The sequence below is a fragment of the Bacillus swezeyi genome (assembly GCF_030908325.1).
Classification (GTDB): domain Bacteria; phylum Bacillota; class Bacilli; order Bacillales; family Bacillaceae; genus Bacillus; species Bacillus swezeyi.
Map to the genome: position 1 here is coordinate 891,090 of NZ_CP133085.1, position 19,590 is coordinate 910,679.

Annotated in this window: 17 protein-coding genes and 1 pseudogene; 16 read left to right on the forward strand and 2 right to left on the reverse strand. The window is 40.2% G+C overall.

Annotated features, from left to right (window positions below):
• Positions 1-20: 20 nt before the first annotated feature.
• On the reverse strand, positions 21-560 hold the full coding sequence (locus tag RBH91_RS04155; RefSeq protein WP_307893569.1) for a GNAT family N-acetyltransferase: 540 nt from the start codon (positions 558-560) through the stop codon (positions 21-23).
• Positions 561-574: 14 nt separating this feature from the next.
• Positions 575-1,528: a nucleoside hydrolase gene (locus tag RBH91_RS04160; protein ID WP_307893570.1), complete on the reverse strand. Its 954-nt coding sequence runs from the start codon at positions 1,526-1,528 to the stop codon at positions 575-577.
• 200 nt (positions 1,529-1,728) lie between these two features.
• Between RBH91_RS04160 and RBH91_RS04165 the strand changes: the two genes are divergently transcribed.
• From RBH91_RS04165 to RBH91_RS04230, 16 genes and pseudogenes are all read left to right on the forward strand, one after another.
• On the forward strand, positions 1,729-2,643 hold the full coding sequence (locus RBH91_RS04165) for a diacylglycerol kinase (RefSeq protein ID WP_076763533.1): 915 nt from the start codon (positions 1,729-1,731) through the stop codon (positions 2,641-2,643).
• 48 nt (positions 2,644-2,691) lie between these two features.
• Positions 2,692-4,077: a 23S rRNA (uracil(1939)-C(5))-methyltransferase RlmD gene (gene rlmD / locus RBH91_RS04170; protein WP_307893571.1), complete on the forward strand. Its 1,386-nt coding sequence runs from the start codon at positions 2,692-2,694 to the stop codon at positions 4,075-4,077.
• 303 nt (positions 4,078-4,380) lie between these two features.
• Positions 4,381-5,508 carry a DNA cytosine methyltransferase gene (locus RBH91_RS04175; protein ID WP_307893572.1) on the forward strand — a complete coding sequence of 376 codons (1,128 nt, stop codon included), beginning with the start codon at positions 4,381-4,383 and terminating at the stop codon, positions 5,506-5,508.
• Positions 5,505-6,590 carry a type II restriction enzyme NmeDI-related protein gene (locus RBH91_RS04180; protein WP_307893573.1) on the forward strand — a complete coding sequence of 362 codons (1,086 nt, stop codon included), beginning with the start codon at positions 5,505-5,507 and terminating at the stop codon, positions 6,588-6,590. Before RBH91_RS04175 ends, RBH91_RS04180 begins: the two co-directional genes overlap by 4 nt.
• A gap of 126 nt (positions 6,591-6,716) precedes the next feature.
• Positions 6,717-7,046 carry a DUF262 domain-containing protein gene (locus tag RBH91_RS22610; RefSeq protein WP_404802493.1) on the forward strand — a complete coding sequence of 110 codons (330 nt, stop codon included), beginning with the start codon at positions 6,717-6,719 and terminating at the stop codon, positions 7,044-7,046.
• A gap of 251 nt (positions 7,047-7,297) precedes the next feature.
• A complete protein-coding gene (locus tag RBH91_RS04185; protein ID WP_307893574.1) occupies positions 7,298-7,756 on the forward strand; it encodes a hypothetical protein in 459 nt (152 codons plus the stop codon).
• A gap of 719 nt (positions 7,757-8,475) precedes the next feature.
• Positions 8,476-9,246: an HNH endonuclease gene (locus RBH91_RS04190; protein WP_307893575.1), complete on the forward strand. Its 771-nt coding sequence runs from the start codon at positions 8,476-8,478 to the stop codon at positions 9,244-9,246.
• Between the two features lie 566 nt (positions 9,247-9,812).
• Positions 9,813-9,974 carry a cupin domain-containing protein gene (locus tag RBH91_RS04195; protein WP_307893576.1) on the forward strand — a complete coding sequence of 54 codons (162 nt, stop codon included), beginning with the start codon at positions 9,813-9,815 and terminating at the stop codon, positions 9,972-9,974.
• A 281-nt stretch (positions 9,975-10,255) separates the two neighbouring features.
• The gene (locus RBH91_RS22615; RefSeq protein WP_404802494.1) at positions 10,256-10,381 is read left to right on the forward strand and encodes an AraC family transcriptional regulator; all 126 of its coding nucleotides are present in this window, start codon (positions 10,256-10,258) and stop codon (positions 10,379-10,381) included.
• 531 nt (positions 10,382-10,912) lie between these two features.
• Positions 10,913-12,022: a response regulator aspartate phosphatase gene (locus RBH91_RS04200; protein ID WP_307893577.1), complete on the forward strand. Its 1,110-nt coding sequence runs from the start codon at positions 10,913-10,915 to the stop codon at positions 12,020-12,022.
• Positions 12,022-12,144 carry a PhrK family phosphatase-inhibitory pheromone gene (locus RBH91_RS04205; protein ID WP_307893578.1) on the forward strand — a complete coding sequence of 41 codons (123 nt, stop codon included), beginning with the start codon at positions 12,022-12,024 and terminating at the stop codon, positions 12,142-12,144. Before RBH91_RS04200 ends, RBH91_RS04205 begins: the two co-directional genes overlap by 1 nt.
• Positions 12,145-12,415: 271 nt before the next feature.
• Positions 12,416-12,718, forward strand: a pseudogene (locus RBH91_RS04210) (23S rRNA (uracil(1939)-C(5))-methyltransferase RlmD); the annotation flags it as partial.
• Between the two features lie 254 nt (positions 12,719-12,972).
• Entirely contained in the window at positions 12,973-14,838 is a 1,866-nt protein-coding gene (locus RBH91_RS04215; protein WP_307893579.1) for a beta-glucoside-specific PTS transporter subunit IIABC, read from the forward strand.
• A gap of 5 nt (positions 14,839-14,843) precedes the next feature.
• Positions 14,844-16,310 carry a glycoside hydrolase family 1 protein gene (locus RBH91_RS04220; protein WP_307893580.1) on the forward strand — a complete coding sequence of 489 codons (1,467 nt, stop codon included), beginning with the start codon at positions 14,844-14,846 and terminating at the stop codon, positions 16,308-16,310.
• A gap of 29 nt (positions 16,311-16,339) precedes the next feature.
• Positions 16,340-17,188 carry a PRD domain-containing protein gene (locus tag RBH91_RS04225; protein ID WP_307893581.1) on the forward strand — a complete coding sequence of 283 codons (849 nt, stop codon included), beginning with the start codon at positions 16,340-16,342 and terminating at the stop codon, positions 17,186-17,188.
• Between the two features lie 960 nt (positions 17,189-18,148).
• Complete coding sequence (locus RBH91_RS04230) at positions 18,149-19,570, forward strand: sodium:solute symporter family protein (RefSeq protein WP_307893582.1); 1,422 nt, start codon at positions 18,149-18,151, stop codon at positions 19,568-19,570.
• Positions 19,571-19,590 lie beyond the last annotated feature (20 nt).

A 19,590-nucleotide genomic window follows, 5' to 3' on the forward strand; every position in this document is an offset into this window, starting at 1 on the left:
AGAACAGGCCGAGGAAGCGGCTAATCATTCGGATTAATAACGGCCAGCAGCTGATGATCTTCCCATTTGCCATTGATCTTGACGTTTTTCCGGGCGATGCCTTCTTTATGAAAACCCGCTTTCTCCAGCACCCGAATAGACGCCAGATTATGAGGCATGACACCGGCTTCGACGCGGTGCAGCTTCAGATCCTCAAATGCATATTCAACTATCAGCTTGGCCGCTTCTGTCGTATAGCCCTTGCCATTATGCTTCTCATCCAAAAAATAGCCGATGAAGGCGCTTTGCAGCGAGCCGCGCAGTATTTGAAAAAGATTAATCGTGCCAATCAGCGCATCATCCGCCTGATGAAAGATGCCTAAATAATAGTCTTCGTCGTTCTGCATATTCTCATAAAACCTTTGAAGCCTCTTCTTTTGTCCTTCGATTGTATAGAAATCATCGTTCCGTTCCATTGAAAACTGTTCAAAAAATGAGCGATTGTCTGTTTGCAATTTGAGACATGCTTCGGCATCTTCTGCTGTCAGCGGCCTGATATAAACGTTTTTGCCTTTTTTCATCTGTCATCTTCCCCTTATATTGATGGTATACGATCAGCCTTTTTCATCAACTCTTCAAAGTACGCAAAAAATGTGTCTCTATCGACTTGGTCAACGACTTCGACCTTTCTGCCTTTTGGATGCTCTTCTGTTGTTCCCTGGCGCGGACTTTCCGTGTGCACAATCGTATTGACGGTTCGCGAACGGATCATGTCTTTCGCGCCGAGCGTCAGTGTTGTCAGTACATCCCAGAGGTAGTAGGTGGAATTCGTCTCCGTATGTACAAGCGGCGGGCACATCGCATAGCATTGGCCGATGAAGTCGATTCCGATATGCTTCCTGAGACTTGCCCAATGGGAGCGGATCTCATTTGTCAAAGGCACTTGATTCGTGCTTTCAAGCGCGACCATTTCAATTTGAATGTCATGGTCAAACACCGTCTTCACGCTGTAAGGGTCCCAAAAGGCATTCCATTCCGCCGTCCCGTCGTGCTCAGGCTCTTCCACATTCCCTTTCTGAAGGAAAGTGCCGCCCATCCAGACCAGCTTTGAAATATGGTTTGTGATCGCCGGATCTGCATCCAAAGCCCGCGCCAAATCCGTCAGCGGACCGGTGAACAGCAATGTCACAGGTTCGTTGCTTTTCTTGACACTCTCAATCAGGTGAAGGTGGGCGGGAAGGCTGGAAACAGGGGTCCGGACCGCCCCCTTTTCATTTAAAATCGGCAGGGCGTCGACATAAAAGGCATGCATACGCCACTCCTTCGGAAAAGGATGAACCCCTCTGGAATCGGATGCAGCGGTTTCGACCGGATAGGAGCCGAAACGGTCGATAATTTTTCTGCTTGCGCCGAGGGCTGGCTCCAAGTAGCAATCTCCGGGAATAACCGAGGTTCCGATCAGCTTGACATCCTCCATTTGCAGCAAAAGAAACAAGGAGACGAGATCATCGACCCCTCCGTCATGATTAAAATAAACAAGCTTCTCCACAGCAACACCCCTTTATTTTTGTAATATTTATTATTTTACAGTAATTAGCCTGCGAAGTCTCGATTTCCATTATTTAGGTCGTTTTATCTAAAATTAAACAAAAGACCATACCCATTTTGTTGCGATTTTTTCAACAACTAGTATAATTAAAGGTTGTTGGTAAAGAAATGATACGGATACTCTAATAGGATGATGAAAACATGAAACGTGCACGAATCATATACAATCCGACTTCCGGACGAGAAATATTTAAAAAAAATCTCCCCCAAGTTCTGCAAAAATTCGAAAAAGCAGGCTATGAGACATCATGCCATGCGACAACAGGCGAAGGAGATGCCGTTCAGGCAGCGAAAATCGCAAGCGAACGGCAGTTTGATTTAATTGTCGCTGCAGGCGGAGACGGGACCTTAAATGAAGTCATCAACGGCCTGGCTCCTTTGGAAAACCGCCCCAAGATCGGGGTGATTCCGGTCGGAACGACAAACGACTTCGCCAGAGCGCTCGGCATTCCGAGGGAGGATATTTTAAAAGCGGTTGACACAATACTAGAGGGGGAAGCCCGTCCGATTGACATCGGGCGCGTCAACGGCCAATATTTCATCAATATCGCCGGAGGCGGCCGCCTGACGGAACTGACATATGATGTACCAAGCAAATTGAAAACGATGCTCGGCCACTTAGCCTATTATTTGAAAGGAATGGAAATGCTGCTTCCTTCATTAAGGCCGACCGAGGTTGAAATCGAATATGACGGCAAGCTGTTTCAAGGAGAAGTGATGCTTTTTTTAGTGATGCTGACGAACTCTGTCGGCGGCTTTGAAAAGCTCGCGCCCGACTCAAGCTTGAATGACGGCATGTTTGATCTGGTAATTTTAAAAAGAACAAACCTCGCCGAATTTGTCAGGCTTGTCGGTCTCGCTCTCAGAGGCGAACACATTCACGATGAGCATGTCATTTATACAAAAGCGAACCGCGTAAAGGTCACACTGAAGGATAAAATGCTCTTAAACCTTGACGGCGAATACGGCGGTGAACTGCCCGGCGAATTTGAAAATCTCTACCGCCATATCAATGTCATGATGTCAAAAGAAAAAGCGAGAAAATTGGATGATTAAACTTGGTCTCGGGATTCGGCCAAGTTTTTCTTTTAGCAGGTGAAGAATATGAAACAAAAAGCCCCCGTAGAAAAAAATGAATATTATAACGTAGTATTTGAAGACTTGACACATGAAGGAGCCGGAGTCGCCAAAGTCGACGGCTTCCCGATTTTCGTCCCGAACGCTCTGCCTGACGAAAAGGCGCAGATCAAGGTGACGCGGGTCAAAAAAGGCTTCGCCTTCGGCCGCCTGATCGACCTGAAAGAAGAAAGCCGCTACCGCACAGATGCACCGTGCCCGATCTACAAACAGTGCGGCGGCTGCCAGCTTCAGCACATCAATTACGAAGGCCAGCTCCTCTACAAGCAAAAACAGGTCAAAGACGTACTAGAAAGAATCGGCAAGCTAAATTTAAGCCGGATCACCGTCCACCCGACTCTCGGCATGGAAGACCCATGGAACTACAGAAACAAAGCCCAGGTCCCAGTCGGTGAAAGGGAAGGCGGACTTGTCGCAGGCTTCTACCAGCAGCGCAGCCACGACATCATCGACATGAACGAATGCCTGATCCAGCAGTCGGAAAACGACCGCGTCGTTCAAGCGATCAAAGAGATCTGCAGCCGTTACGGCATCAAAGCGTACAACGAAGAACGCCACAAAGGCTGGCTCAGACACATCATGGTTAGATACGGTGTCGTGACAGGGGAAATGATGGTCGTCTTCATTACAAGAACAAACGACTTCCCGCACAAAGCAAAGATCATCGAAGACATCACAGCGGCATTCCCGCACGTCAAATCGATCGTCCAAAACATCAACCCGAAAAAAACAAACGTCATCTTCGGCGACGAAACAACCGTCATCTGGGGAGAAGAATACATCTACGACACCATCGGCGGCATCAAATTCGCCATCTCCGCCAGATCGTTCTACCAAGGCAACCCTGAGCAAACGAAGGTGCTCTACGACAAAGCGCTTGAATACGCCGAACTGAACGGCGAAGAAACCGTCATTGACGCCTACTGCGGCATTGGCACGATTTCGCTGTTTCTGGCGAAGCAGGCGAAAAAAGTGTACGGCGTTGAGATTGTGCCGGAAGCGATCGAGGATGCGAAACGGAATGCTGAGTTGAATGGTATTGAGAACGCTGAGTTTGCTGTGGGCGAAGCGGAGACCGTGATTCCGAAATGGTATGAGGAAGGCATTGCGGCTGACACGCTAGTGGTTGACCCGCCGCGCAAAGGCTGCGACGAGGCGTTGCTGCGGACGATTGTTGAGATGAAGCCGAAGCGTGTTGTGTATGTATCGTGCAACCCGGGAACCCTGGCGCGCGATTTGCGGGTGCTGGAGGATGGCGGGTATGTGACGTGCGAAGTGCAGCCTGTTGATATGTTTCCGCATACGGCGCATGTGGAGTGTGTGGCTGCCCTCAAGTATAACGAAGGCAACTAACTTCAATGTGAGTTGCCTTTTTGTGTTTTTTAATCAAGTTAACTAGATTTTCAAGGATTAATAACAAAAGATGATTATAAGTTTCAGTTTTTTTGATTAAACATGAAATTAAATTATTTCAGGTATTCTAAACCAATTCTTATCAAAGAGCTTGCCGCATAAAACTGTGAAAAATGATTTGAAATGTTGTAATTGGACCCTTAAACAAGTCTTTTCTTTTTTTCTATAAAGAGTAGATTTGTATGGTATAATTTTTTAACAGAATGGGTTAACTTTTTAATCTGAGAAAGGTTGTTTTTTAATATGAGATACCCTGTTTTTTCTTTCTTTTCAGGTTCAGGATTTTTAGATTTAGGGTTTGAAAATAATGGATTTGATGTGGTTTATGTCAATGAAATTCATGAACCATTTATGAAATCATATAAACATTCTAGGAGGATGTTAAATAAAGATGAACCTCGATTTGGTTACCATCAAGGAGATATAACTCACTTGTTGGAACAAGAGCAGTTAAGGAGTTTTATTAATGAAATAAAAGAAGAGAGCAGCATTTTTGGCTTTATTGGAGGGCCTCCTTGTCCAGATTTTTCGGTTGGAGGAAAAAATAAAGGAAGAGAAGGGGAAAATGGGAAGTTATCAGGTACATATATAGATCTGATTTGCTTACATAAACCATCTTTTTTCTTATTTGAGAATGTAAAGGGGCTATGGAGAACCAAAAGACATCGAGAGTTCTATGAGGAAATGAAGGATATATTACATCGAAATGGTTACGTGACCACAGAAAGATTAATTAATTCTTTAGAATATGGAGCCCCTCAGCATAGAGAGAGAATTATCCTTCTTGGATTTCGCAGAGAACTTATTAAGCAAATCGGATATCATGTTGATGATACAATTAATACTTTTTCGGAGCAAGATTTCCCTTGGATGAAATACGTCAAGTATTCAATGGATAAAGTACGATCAATACCTTGGCCTATCACAAATAAATTTGAGCAAGATTCAACATATCCTATACCGATAGGTATTGAGGAGGAATTAACCGTTGAACATTGGTTTCAAAAAAATAAGGTTCAGACCCATCCAAATGCAAAACAGTATTTCACTCCAAGAGCTGGCCTAGCAAAATTCCTTGTTATTGAGGAAGGGGATGATTCGAAAAAGTCTTATAAAAGGCTTCATAGATGGAGATATTCCCCTACAGCTGCGTATGGTAATAATGAAGTACATTTACATCCATATAAAGCTCGAAGAATTTCAGTAGCAGAAGCACTGGCTATTCAATCATTACCACGTGACTTTGAAATACCAAAAGATATTTCCTTAACTGACGCTTTTAAAACAGTTGGTAACGGAGTTCCATATCTTGCTTCTTTAGGTATTGCAGGATCAATTTATTATTTTCTAGGTGGGGATTGGAAAAAATGAGACTTTCAGCATCTAACATCAGTTCCTATATAGACCAACTACCCAAAAATAGAGCTTATTCTTATATTAACAACAAAACAAAAGGTGAAATTAGAATCGTTAGTGTTACAAAACCAGAAGGACCTATTATTATTAAGAGATATAATCCAAGTAAAGGTGGAACACCATTTACAGCTAAAGAGGAATCTATCTCTTCAGAAATGATTTGGAGAGTAGCAAATGCTTTCTTTCCAAATCAACCGATAAACTTTGATCGTGTTCTTGGAGCAAGTTATAATACACGTTCAGTACTAGAGTCTCTTATTGCACATACACCCCAATTTTATTATTGTTATCCTGGTAGAATAGAAAGCACATTTAACAACTCAACAATTAAAAAAGGACATAAACATCTGATTTGGCGTCCAGAAGCCCCACATCCACTAGGTGAGTTGCATCATTTTGAAACAGACATTGTAATTTCTGAAGTTCCTAATACAGATGCTTTTTATGATGCACTTACTTTGCCAAATGAAACGAAGGGTTCCGAGATTGATATTGAAATAAAGAGGCGCCATTCACAAATTCAGATAGCTCTTATAATGATTGGTCAACAACTAGGATTTCGTACATGGATTGCACAAAACGATAAAGGAGTCATTTATAAGAATCAAAGGATTGGGGAAATGGACAGTGTGGTGAGGTCGTTAAGAGATGAGAACATTATTTCAATGGTCAATGATGCTTATAATGCTGCAAAGTTAATCGATTGCATATGGTTTAAAAATGGAAATTTGATGCCAGCGGTTATGGAAGTAGAACATAGCACTGGTGTCACAAGTGGTCTAACTCGAATGAAGGGATTACAAGATACAATTCCGGCTTTTCTTACTAGATATGTAATAGTTGCCCCAGATGAAGAAAGAGATAAGGTATTGAGAGAAGCAAATCGACTACAATTTCAGTCTTTAAATGTACGGTATTTTCCTTATTCAGCCGTAGAAGAATTGTACTCACTTTGTCAACGACGAAAAATAAGGGGTGTAACTGAAGAATTTTTAGATTGCTTTATGGAGCCGACAGTTGGTTTATCAAACTGCTAGTTACTTATTGGAGGTATTTATATAACAGATTGGATAGAACCAGAAGATTTAGAAGAAGAAGTAGATGGGCAATCATTCACAGAATATGACATAGCTGCTTCTCCAAATGATTTTATATTTTATTGAATCAGGAGTTGTAAAAATTTCAGGCTTTTAAGGAATTATGTTTGGGATCGTAATAGAGCGTCAAAGCTAATTGAATCTATCATTATTGGCTTGCCGATTCCACAGATCTTTTTATATAAACAGTCAAGAAATAATTTTCTAGTAATCGATGGTCAGCAACGTCTTATGTCAATTTATTATTTCATTAAAGAAAGGTTTCCTAAAACAGAAGTAAGACCCCATTTGAGGGAAGTACTTGATAAAAAAGGAACAGTTCCAAATGATATGTTGGCTGACAATAATTACTTTGTTCCATTTAAGCTAAGTTACCTGAGATTAAAGAGGGAGTAGAGCACCCTCTAAATAAAATCTTATACAACCCTTGATGAACAAAAAACGGTTTTTGACCTTGGTACTATAAGAAATATAATAATTAAACAAAACCAACCAGAAGACAGCCATTCATCAGTTTCGAAATATTTAATCGGCTAAATTCTGGGGGGCAAAATTTAAATGCCCAAGAGATTCGTTCAAGTCTTTATTATTCTAAATTTGATAATATGCTGAGACGTCTTAATTTGAAACCTCGTTGGATAGAGTTATTGGGAAAAGAAAGTCCAAATATTAGAATGCGGGATATTGAAATTTTGTTAAGGTGTTTTGGTACTCTATTATATGGTGATCAATATAAAACTTCTATGGTTAAGTTCTTAAATAATTTTGCCCGTGATGCTACTAAAAATTTTGATGAAGAGAAAGTTGAGTACTTAGAGAAGTTATTTGAATCATTCCTTTACTCTACTAGAGATTTAGAAGCTGATTGTTTCAGTACAAAAAAAGGTAAATTTAATATCTCGATTTTTGAGGCAATTTTTAAAGCAACTTGTGCCCCTTATTTGTCAGATCGTGGTTTAATTGATCATGTTATTAACCCAGATGCAGTTAACCGTCTGAAAGAAAATAATGAATTTATTAATGCGACCCATCATAGTACAACTAGAAAAGATATAGTACAAAAAAGATTATTAATTGCAAATAGTATTCTGAATAGCGAATCCTAAGGGTGGGACCTGACGCAAGAGACAGTAGTTGACACAGTATATAAGGATAATAAAAGCTTATCAAAGAATCTGGAAGAAAATAGTGAAATATCTTTCCAACAGGATATGGACAACAAGTTAAAAAAATTTTAGTTGTTTGTTCAGCAAGTTATTTCGAGAAAAAAATTACTGATTTCTTAAAAAACTATTTTATTTTAAAGACTGGAGATAACAAAGAAATTGTAGCTTTTTTGAGCAATAAAGCAATTAATAGGCAGTATCATACTTATTTCACTTGAAGTGGTAATAATATTAATACGTTCCTCGGTTTTTTGGGTGAAGAATTCAAGAAACAATCATTAGAAGAAATACAAAAAAAGAATTAAAGCCTGCAATTAAAGCTTTTCTAACCTTAGGGGATTAAGAAATCAACTTGTTCATAATAATATGGCTACCCACTACATCGAACAGACTAGCAAAGAAATTTATGATCTGTATAAACAAGCTTTAAGGCTTATTTTATTCTTTGAAACAAAATTTAGTTAAAATGAAATAAATACTTTTTAGTTGAATGACTAAATATGAATATTGGTATTTTACATTATATTTTTATTGGGTTGTAAAGCAAAGAAAACTAATCAGAATAGTTATTTAAGAACAGGCAATATTGCTGTTAATAACGAGTTGAAGATGCTGACTTTTATAGAGTATAAAAATAAATTGAGAATAAGGTTGTCAAAATGAATAAAGAGGATTTTATTAATTGGCTCATAAATACTACTAAATTGTCTCCCTATTCAGTTAATAGATATGCTAATGCTATTGATACCATAAGTTCAGAATTAGTTAACTATGGATTAGAAAATATAAATCTATATAATGAAACAGATATTAAAATTATTGATGCAGTTATTAATGAGCTTTTAGCGAATCAAGAGTTTCAAAAGAAGAATAATACAGGGAACAGAATGTATAGTGCTTCATTAAATCATTATAAAAGGTTTTTGGAACATAATAATAATCAATTCCAAGCAGAGCTAATAATGGATGAAATGGAATACGAAAAGGACATAATGCGGAATATCTCTAAAGAAATAAGGTCCAAAGACATAGTAGACATACAACAAAATGTTCCTAAATATAATATAGTAAACAACCGGAAAATATGGAGCAGAAACGCAAAGTATGCAAGTGATGTAGTTGCAGATGCTGATTACTCATGTGAGTTTAATGAGGAGCATAGTTATTTTATTTCTAAGTATAGTCAAAAGAATTATGTAGAGGCTCATCATCTTATTCCAATGAAGTACCAAGAGGAGTTTGACTATAGCTTAGACGTACATGCAAACATTGTCTCTCTCTGTATAGTTTGTCATAAGAAATTGCATTATGGAATGTTTGGGGATAAAAAAGAAATATTAGATAAGTTATTTTATAGTAGACGAGAAAGGCTAATCAAATGCGGAATTAATATAACGGCAAATGACCTATACAAATATTATAGGGATTAATGAAGGGAAGAAGTTCGAGCGCGGTGGCTTTTTTCCTTTTTCTTTTTTTTATTGCAGCTAGAAAGGGAGAGTACATACGTTGTGGAAGAGATCTCCCAATCTTGACGATTTTTGTTTTAATCCAACTATTTCCTCTCATGCTCTCCCATCCTTCATTTTCAAATTACTAAACAATTACTTTTTCTTTATTAAGTATAAGGCCTTTCCAACCCACTCACATTAAAATCGAATCTACCCGTTTATCAACCAAGAGGCTGCCCCCATGAATCACAAACAATTAGACTAATATCGGCGCAAGCTAGATCCCATTGAAGAAATCCAAATCAAAACAGGCGAAAATATTCCCGAGTTTGGCGGCAGGGGCTGTTGGTTGAAAACGACAACGATATTCCGCGGTTCCCAGGAAATTTCCTTTTTTGAAAAGGTCCGATCTATATTAGCAAGCATCACCGTTTTGCAGATATACCGCTTCATGTGCATTCTTTTACCAAGATCAACTATATTTACTCAGGAGAGAGCCGACAGATTGTGAATGGGGAAGAGGTTACATTGACAGAGAGGGGCAGGTGTGCCTGCTTGATCAAGATGTACCACACAGCATTCCTGCGCTCGGCAAAAATGATATTTTTGGCGAATGCGTTTTAGAGGATCAGTGCCATGACCGCTATATTTTGTTTTACTGGCAAGATAACGACAATTTGCAGTATATCCTGAAAAATATGATGTGAGTGTATTTTGATCCGCAGGATTATTTGTTTGAGATGCTGAATTGCTACATTCCGTGATGTTTATCAAGTTGATGAGGGTATACCAGAGGCGAAAAAAATTTTGAACTCGCTCGTATAGGGGTTAAAAGTAGTGTCATTGAGATCCTGCACTATATTGAACAGCATTATCGCGATTCCAGCCTAACGACGCCGAATTATTTGGGCAATATGCTGAAAGAGCGGACATACCAAACGTTTGTCGAGCTTATTCAGACTAAGCGGATGATTGGCGCAGCCGGGATCTGAGAAAAACCAGGAAAACGATCGATGAGATTGCTTATCTGGACGGCTATGAAATTGGATATTTTTATCGGACGTTTAAAAAGTATTTTGGAAAGAGTACAAGCCGTTTTCGAGTATATTCGTAGACAAAATAGGTCGGCGTACAACTACAGATATGGCATTCGCTATTGATGAGCCTTGCTATCAGATGAAAATGCATTGTGGTTTTGGTCTTACGTCTCTAATATGAATCCCTTCAAGATCCCTATGAAAAATCCATATCGATTTTTTCTTTAATGTCTTAACTCCTTCGAAAATTTCAACCCAATTCGCTCTTCAGCTTTTTGGTTATGTCATGCTCTTTTAAAGAATAAAACTTTTGTATCATGTCTTAAACATTGCTTTATTTACATATATTTCTCCAAAAAGTGGATGTTGCTCATCATATTTTTACCCTCCATGGATTGTTAGAAGGAGAACCTTGGGGGATGATCCGTATATTATTTGAACAACAAGATAGCCACCTTTTCTCTAACTCGTTTTCTTTTACTATAGTATATCTTGTATTGAGGCCAAGCTCTCTCACTAGTTGACAAAAGGTCATTACAAAAATTTACACATATGATAAGATCATTTTAAAGATAGACAACATTCCTTTATGAAAGAGGGGGTTCGGCATGAGCAAGGTCGCTTCAGAGGTTGTAGCGGGGGTGTTAAACGAATTCCATTTGGCGATTAAAAAGCATGATATTGAACAGGCAAAAAGCCTCTTTGAACAGGCAAAGTCAATGTTTGCCGAGATGGAAGAGAATCAGAATGTGCTCGCCTACTTCTCGCTTCTTGAAGAACGGTATCGGATGATGCTTTATGATGCGAGGGGAGAGCGGTTGCCGCGAGAGTCTTATTTTAATGATTCGCAAATCAAGTGTATCGAGCAGACGGATGATATGATCGATTACTATTTCTACTTTTTTGAGGCGATGCACGAATCGTATAACAAGAATTTTGAGCGGGCGATCAGCCTTTATAAGGTAGCGGAGAAAAAATTGGCGAAGGTACCCGATAAAATCGAAGCGGCTGAGTTTTATTTCAAAGTGTCCTGGCTGTATATGTCCCTCCGGCAAAATGCGGTTTCCCTCAATTATGCGAGAGATGCGATGAATATTTACAAAATGCATGACGGGTACGAAAAGAAGATGGCGATTTCCCAAGTTGTGATGGGAACAAATTATATGCAGATGCAGCGCTTTAAAGAGGCTGAGAAGTACTTTGAAGAATCGATTGAAATTTCTAAAGAAATTAACGATTCGTTTTTAGAGGCGATGCTCCATCACAACATCAGCATCCTTTACTCTAATTCAGGCCGGTCCCAGGACTGCATCCTCGCTGTACAGCATGCGTTGAGCAATCCTGAGTGGTGTGAGTCGAGCTATTATATCAACTCTCTTTACATGCTGGTCAGAGAGTTTTTCAAAATCGGCGAAACAGAAGCGGCTCTGTATTATTACCAAAAGGGACAAGAGGAATTACAGAAAAGCGGGAATAAGCATTATGAAAAGAAAATAAATATCATTTATGAACTGTATTGTCATGGAAGCGTAAAGAGCATCAAAAATGACATCCTTTCCTTGGAGGAGATGAACGATTTAGACGGTGTCTGCGATCTTTCTTTGCTCATATCAAATTATTTTGAAAGCAAAGGAGATTACAAGGAAGCACTGGAATTTGTTAAAATATCCATGAAAGCCGAAAACAAAATGAGATCATTAGGGAGTGAGGGATTGTAATGAAAAAAGTCATTCTTTGCTTGTCGTTAACAGCTGTGGTCTTAGGCGGAGCTGCTTTATCACAAAGTCACAATCTGGCGTCAGGAAGTGTTCAAACAGCAGAATTGCCTGTTGGAGGTTAAGTTTGCTGAAGTCCCTTTTGGGGCTTTTTTTTCAATCATGAAACGGGGAGCTGTTAATGATGAAACCGAAAGAGCATGAAACATAACAACCTTTCATATTTGTGAGAGGCCCTCCAATGTTTAAAACATATCCAAACTTTTAACATGAGGAGGGAAAGATAATGAATGACAAAACATTTTTTTCGTTTTTAAAACATGCAGATGAGCCTTTCAGCGGCTGGGATTTTTCTTTGTCGTTCAAGCGATCAAAGAGATCTGCAACCAATCCGGCATCAAATTCGCCATCTCCGCCAGATCGTTCTACCAAGTCAACCCGGAACAGACAAAAGTGCTCTACGACAAAGCCAAGCTGAACGGCATTGAGAACGCCGAATTTGCCGTCGGTGAAGCGGAAACCGTGATTCCGAAGTGGCATGAGGAAGGGATTAAGGCTGATTCGCTTGTGATTGACCCGCCGCGTAAAGGCTGTAATGATGCTTTGCTGCGGACGATGATTGAGATAAAGCCGAAGCGTGTGGTTTATGTGTCTTGTAACCCTGGAACCTTGGCGCACGATTTGCGAGTGCTTGAAGATGTTCATGATCGCTATTAGGAATAAATTGTAGGTCATTCGACCAGGAAATTTACTTCTTTCCGAAAAAACAAAATAAATGTTGACGCTTTCATAAAACCGATATATACTTTAATCAAATCCAATATTGATAAATTAGACATGTGACTGGTCATGCAGGCAGGATCTAAAACCGATAAATTCTTTAATTTGTCGGTTTAGGTCCTTTTTTTATTGCCTAAATATAGGTCTCATGTTTCAGAAAAGGGGGAGAAACAATGAATTACACACAAACTGCAAAAGACGTATTGCAGCATGTAGGCGGTAAAGAGAATATTGCCCACTTGGAGCATTGTTCGACACGACTCCGTTTTACATTGATTGATCAAAACAAGGCGAATGTACAGGCACTTGAGAAAACACCAGGTGTCATCGCCGTCCGTATGTCGGGCCAATGCCAGGTTGTAATTGGAAACGATGTCATCGAAGTCTATGAGAAATTGACCGGCCTTCTCGGCGGATCACCTTCTGGACATAATGGGCCTTCCAATCAGCCAAAGGAAAAGCGAAAAGTGGGGACTGTACTATTAGACTTCATTGTTGGTGTTTTTCAACCGCTTGTTCCAGCCATTGCGGGTGGAGGGATTTTAAAATCGTTTCTCCTCCTATTTTCGTTATTCGGATTAATTGATGCCAAAGGGCAAACGTATCAGATATTAAATATGGTTGGTGATGCGCCGCTTTACTTCCTGCCATTGCTAGTAGCCGTGACGACAGCCAATAAATTAAAAGTGAATCCGCTTGTTGCATTATCGGCAGTCGGTGCTCTTATTCTGCCAAACATGACGGCTATGCTGACAGAAGGCGCTCAATTATTTTCATTCGATGTGAAAAATATTGCGTATGCCTATCAGGTGTTTCCGGCGATTTTATCTGTCCTGTTGTATGCACAGATGGAAAAATGGTTTACTCGCATTTCGCCAAAACCAATTCGTATCTTCTTCGTACCGATGATGTCATTGGTTATTACAGTTCCGATCACTCTCCTGTTGCTGGGACCAATCGGTTTTACAGCAGGGCAAGGCTTCACAGCACTCATCCTTGCTATGTTTGACAAAGTAGGCTGGGTTGCGGTTGCGATCCTGGCAGCAGTCCTTCCATTTATGGTCGCATCGGGGATGCACAAAGCGATGGTGCCATACGCTGTAACGACAATGGGCAATCTCGGAAAAGAAGCACTCTACTTGCCTGCATCACTTGCACACAATATCGCTGAAAGTGGGGCGTGCTTCGCAGTTGCCCTTCGTACAAAAGATAAAGTGCTTCGTTCAACTGCCATTTCTGCAGGGATTTCAGCATTTTTTGGCATTACCGAACCGGCATTATACGGGGTGACATTACAAAATAAACGTGTGCTTGGCAGTGTCATGATCGGTTCTTTCATCGGCGGTATCTTCATCGGACTTGTCGGACTTCAAGCGTTTGTTCTTGTTGGACCTGGTCTTGCAAGTATGTCGATGTTCATATCTGACGAGCTTCCCCGCAACTTCATGTTTGCAGTGATTGGTTTTGCCATCTCATTTGTTGTTGCTTTTGCTGCTGCCTTTATTTTAGGAAAAGATCGAAAGACAGAAGAAACGGAAAAAGAAGCAGAGCAAGGTGCTTTCGCTGAAAAACTTGGCACAGATGAGACATTCAAAAGTCCAGTCATTGGTCAAATGATTTCACTATCTGATGTAGAAGATGACATATTTTCTTCAAAGGTAATGGGAGAAGGAATTGCCATTATTCCTTCAAAGGGTGAACTATATGCACCGGTAGATGGCGAGGTTTCCCTTCTCTTTGAAACAAACCATGCGCTCGGTATGAAAACAGCAAACGGAGTTGAGGTTCTTTTCCACATTGGAATCGACACCGTTCAGCTAGAGGGCAAGTTCTTTAAACCATTGGTGCAAGCAGGGGGTCAAGTCAAAGCAGGTGATCTGCTCATTCAATTCGACCTGGAAAAAATCATAGAAGCAGGTTATGATCCAGTTACACTAGCAGTTATTACGAATACGGATCAATATGATATAAAAGTAACGCAATTAAAAGAGGTCAATCGTCAAGATACGTTGATGGTTGTTACACAATTAGGAGGGTAATCATAATGACAACGACTAAAGGATTTCCGAAAGATTTTTTATGGGGCGGTGCGATTGCCGCAAACCAAGCAGAAGGAGCTTGGAATGTTGATGGAAAAGGACCGTCTGTTGCAGATATTGCCATGTACCGTTCGAATTTGAGTGTGGAAGATTACGAAGGACACCTTGCTGTTTCTTCTGAAAACATTGAACGTGCAATGAAAGACCCAGACGAGAAAAAATATCCGAAGCGCAGAGGTATTGACTTTTACCATCACTATAAAGAAGATTTGGCTCTCTTTGCAGAAATGGGTTTTAAAACATTGCGTATATCGATTGCATGGAGCCGAATTTTCCCGACGGGAGAAGAAGCTGAGCCAAACGAGAAAGGTCTTCAGTTTTATGACCGTCTGTTTCAAGAAATGAAAAAACATAACATTGAACCGATCGTGACTTTGTCACATTATGAAATGCCATTAGCACTTAGTGTGAAATACAACGGATGGGTTGAAAGAAAAGTGATCGACCTCTTTGTGAAGTTCGCCAATGTGTGTTTTGAACGCTATAAAGATGTTGTGAAATATTGGCTTACCTTTAATGAAATTGACAGTATACACCGCCATTCTTTCATTACAGCGGGAATCATTCCTGACCGCTGTCCAGAGGGGAAAATAGAAGAAACTGTTTATCAAGCATTGCATCATCAATTTGTGGCATCTGCTCTTGTGACAGCAGATTGTCATCGCATCATTCCAGACAGTCAGGTGGGATGTATGCTAACGAAACTTACGACATACCCGCACACTTGTCATCCGAATGATGTTGAACGCGCACTGAAGCAAAACCTAGATAACTATTTCTATGCAGATGTTCAAGTGTTTGGCGAATATCCGCCATTGATCAAACACATGCTAGAACGAAAAAATATCAATATTAAGATGGAAGCGAACGATCTTGCCATTTTGAAAGAAAATACGGTAGACTTCATTTCATTTAGTTACTATATGTCCCTGACAGAATCTGCACAGGAAGGGCTGGAAAAAACAGATGGCAATACGATTCGTGGTGTGAAAAATCCATATTTACCTGCAACAGATTGGGGTTGGCAAATCGATCCGATCGGCTTAAAGATTTCGCTCATTGAATTGTATGATCGCTATCAAAAACCTCTCATTATTGTGGAGAACGGCATGGGTGCTAAAGATGTTGTCGAAAGCGATGGATCTATCCATGATGATTATCGTATTAACTATTTCAGAGAGCATTTCCGTCAGATGAAAGAAGCCATTGAAGAAGGTGTTGATCTCTTTGGATATACTAGCTGGGGATCGATTGACATTATTAGTGCGGGAACATCTCAAATGTCCAAACGATATGGGTTTATCTATGTTGATCAAGATGACGATGGCAACGGGACATTGAAGCGCTCACGCAAAGATTCATTCTACTGGTATAAGAAAGTGATTGAGACAAATGGAGAAGTGTTAGACTAAAAAACCGCATTCATGAAAAGGTGATGGCGATGTTTAAAATAAAAAAGGTTTTAAACTCGAGTGTGGTACTGGCTGTAGATCAGAACCAACAGGAGATGGTTTTATTCGGCAGGGGCATCGGTTATGGGCAAAAGCCAGGGAACAGGATTGAAGAAAAACAAGCTGATCAAGTGTTTATGCCAGTAGACAATATGAAGGCAAAGGAATTTCTCCAACTGTTGGATTCAATACCGCAAGAATTTATTGAATTGACACAGCAAATTGTTCATTATGCAGAAGAAAAGTTAAAAACAAAGCTAAATTCCGGCGTATACTTCACATTAATGGATCACTTGAATTTTGCAGTAGAGCGTTATAAAAAGAACATCAATATTACAAATCGTGTCTACTGGGAAATTAAAAACTACTATACGGAAGAGTTTGAGGCAGGGAATTATGCGCTGCGGCTCATCAATGAAACAATAGGGATCCAATTACCGAAAGAGGAAGCGGCAAATATTGCATTCCACTTAATTAATGCATTAGGTGAAGAAACAGAATCAAAAGATGGAATGAAATATGCAAAAATGATCGGGAGTATTGTGAATCTTGTCCGTTACACATTAAACATGAAATGGGATCAAGAAAATATCCATTACAGCCGATTTATCACACACGTTAAATTTTTTGTTGAAAGATTTTACGCTGATAAACTGCTGGCAGATCAGGAGAATGAATTGTTTGAGCAAATTGCTAATTTATATCCGCAAGCAATGGATGTAGCTTTCAAAATTAAGGATTATATCAAGCAGGTACACGGAAACGTCATTCCGAATGATGAACTAACGTATTTGGCTGTCCATATCCATCGATTGATTTCTTATCAACAATTAAAATAAATGATAATAGAACCACTTGCCTTTGTGGAAGGCGAGTGGTTTCTTGTTTTTGAAAAGAAGGAGCGTTTCCTGTTTATGTTCCAATAGGGCGTTCCGAAATGCCTGTGTCATTATGATTGAATGATGTGTATCCTGCTAACATGAAACATAACATCCTTTCATATTTGAGAGTCCTTCCAATAGTTTTAAACATATCAAAACTTTAACATTTGGAGGGGGAAATATCATTTATGAACTGTATTGCCATGAAAACGTGAAGAGCATTAAAGACGACATCTATTCGTTGGACGAGATGAATGATTTAGACGGTGTTTATGACCTTACTTTGCTCATATCAAATCATTTTGAAAGCAAAGGAGAAGGAAGTATGGCTGCTTCTCTTATTCAAGATGAAAAGTGTATGTTGGATATGGGAACAGGCGGTGGGAGTTTTTATCTAAATTAAGTAATTTCAAAAGAAATTGACAATTCGTTTTGAAAAACGCCTTTTTGTTAAAGGATGTCCTTGACATAAAAATGATGGGAAAATCAGTAAGTCAATTGAGGGTCGGAATCTAGGTGTTTCATTTTGAAACACCTATTACATTTTCATGGATTTTTATAATTTTCTCACCATTTATTGTTGATAAAATAAACATAAAGGTTATATAATCATATTTGAAAGCACATACAAAAATAATGTGTTTTAAAAATAAACAACTGAACTGGCTTAGGAAAGCGGACGGCATTCTTGCGGATTTAATAAGATCGAAAAGTCACTTAAGGGGGGAAAGCGATTGAATCTATGCGCTGAGAGCGAGTGTGAAAAACCCGGATTGTGGATATACATAAAGCTTATCATAGGGCAAGATTGAAAGCGCTTTATTTGGAGGGCGCATCAGCAACCGTAATTCAGTTGTTAATATTCAGTGATTCTTAGACTAATCGCTTTGTTGAATTGCAACCAAAGGGGGAAACGTAATGGGAGGATTAAGCGCTTCAAGCATCACGTTTATATTGGCGGTCATTGTCGTGTATATCCTGTTTACAACGTGGCTGACGTTCAGGCTTCGTAGCAAATCAAATGCGGAATTTAATAATGCGGCAAAATCGCTGCCTGCGATCGTAGTCGGGATTTTGTTGATGTCTGAGTTTATCGGCACGAAGTCGACGGTCGGTACGGCCGAGTCGGCTTTTACTGAAGGGATTGCTTCTTCGTGGTCGCTTGTTACTGTGACAATCGCATTTTTTCTCTTTTCTTTCTTTTTAGTCAATAAATTTTACGGAACCGGAAAGTTTACGATATCCAGCATCATCGAACAAAAATTTGGCAAGTCGACGAAGGTGGTCGTATCCGTCATTATGATCGGCGCCCTCCTGTTGGTGAATCTAGGAAACTATCTCAGCGGGTCTGCCGCCATCTCTTCATTGCTCGGTCTTCCTCTTATGACATGCGCCATCATTACGGCTATCGTCAGCACGTTTTACTTTGCATTTGGCGGGATGAAGGGAATGGCATGGGTAACCATTCTTCATTCACTTGTAAAATATGCCGGTGTGATGATAACGGTTGGGATTGCGCTGTATCTTTGCGGCGGTTTCAACCCGGTCATGGAAAACCTTCCAAAGCATTATTTTACTTGGGATGGAACGATCGGCGCGGGCACGATTTTCGCATGGCTGATCGGCAATATGGGCGCTATCTTTTCAACTCAGTTTATCATTCAAGCCATCACTTCATCGAAAAGCGCCAAAGCGGCTAAAAAATCAAGCATGTATGCTGCGCTCCTATGTTTGCCGCTTGCGCTCGGCATCGGAGTGATCGGGGTGTGCGCCCGTTATTTATACCCTGACATTGATCCGATTTATGCGTTCCCTATCTTTATGCAGCATATGAACCCGATTTTGAGCGCGATTGTGGCGACGTCTTTAGTAGCCTCGATTTTTGTAGGCGTCTCAACGGTGGCATTGGCAACGACGACATTAATTATCGAAGATTTTTATGTTCCAAAGGCCAAGCCGACACAAGAAAAACAATTGAGAATGACCCGGATCATCTCAGTTGTTGTCGGCATTATACCATTGGTCGGCGTAGCTTTTGCCCCGGAATTGTTAGCGTTGTCATTTTTCACACGTGCGCTGAGAACATCGATTGCCGTTGTAGCAGCCATGGGATTCTATCTTCCGTTTTTCAGTTCCAACAGAGGAGCGACTATAGGACTCGCTGCGTCAGGGATTGGTACAACGGTGTGGTGGCTGCTTGATAACCCGTTTGGCATCGATAATATGTACATTGCTGTGATTACGCCATTTATCGTCATGATCATTGACCGATTGATCGGCGGAAAGAAAATTTCCCAAAATGATGCCATTCAAAACAATGAATCGGCGGAAATAAAATAAGCGTTTCCAGCTTTTAAAAA

Bases quoted from the DNA above. Each gene is read 5' to 3' on its own strand.
- RBH91_RS04155 (WP_307893569.1), bottom strand. From the start codon at position 560: ATGAAAAAAGGCAAAAACGTTTATATCAGGCCGCTGACAGCAGAAGAT.
- RBH91_RS04165 (WP_076763533.1), top strand. From the start codon at position 1,729: ATGAAACGTGCACGAATCATATACAATCCGACTTCCGGACGAGAAATA.
- rlmD (WP_307893571.1), top strand. From the start codon at position 2,692: ATGAAACAAAAAGCCCCCGTAGAAAAAAATGAATATTATAACGTAGTA.
- RBH91_RS04175 (WP_307893572.1), top strand. From the start codon at position 4,381: ATGAGATACCCTGTTTTTTCTTTCTTTTCAGGTTCAGGATTTTTAGAT.
- RBH91_RS04180 (WP_307893573.1), top strand. From the start codon at position 5,505: ATGAGACTTTCAGCATCTAACATCAGTTCCTATATAGACCAACTACCC.
- RBH91_RS04190 (WP_307893575.1), top strand. From the start codon at position 8,476: ATGAATAAAGAGGATTTTATTAATTGGCTCATAAATACTACTAAATTG.
- RBH91_RS04200 (WP_307893577.1), top strand. From the start codon at position 10,913: ATGAGCAAGGTCGCTTCAGAGGTTGTAGCGGGGGTGTTAAACGAATTC.
- RBH91_RS04205 (WP_307893578.1), top strand. From the start codon at position 12,022: ATGAAAAAAGTCATTCTTTGCTTGTCGTTAACAGCTGTGGTCTTAGGC.
- RBH91_RS04215 (WP_307893579.1), top strand. From the start codon at position 12,973: ATGAATTACACACAAACTGCAAAAGACGTATTGCAGCATGTAGGCGGT.
- RBH91_RS04220 (WP_307893580.1), top strand. From the start codon at position 14,844: ATGACAACGACTAAAGGATTTCCGAAAGATTTTTTATGGGGCGGTGCG.
- RBH91_RS04225 (WP_307893581.1), top strand. From the start codon at position 16,340: ATGTTTAAAATAAAAAAGGTTTTAAACTCGAGTGTGGTACTGGCTGTA.
- RBH91_RS04230 (WP_307893582.1), top strand. From the start codon at position 18,149: ATGGGAGGATTAAGCGCTTCAAGCATCACGTTTATATTGGCGGTCATT.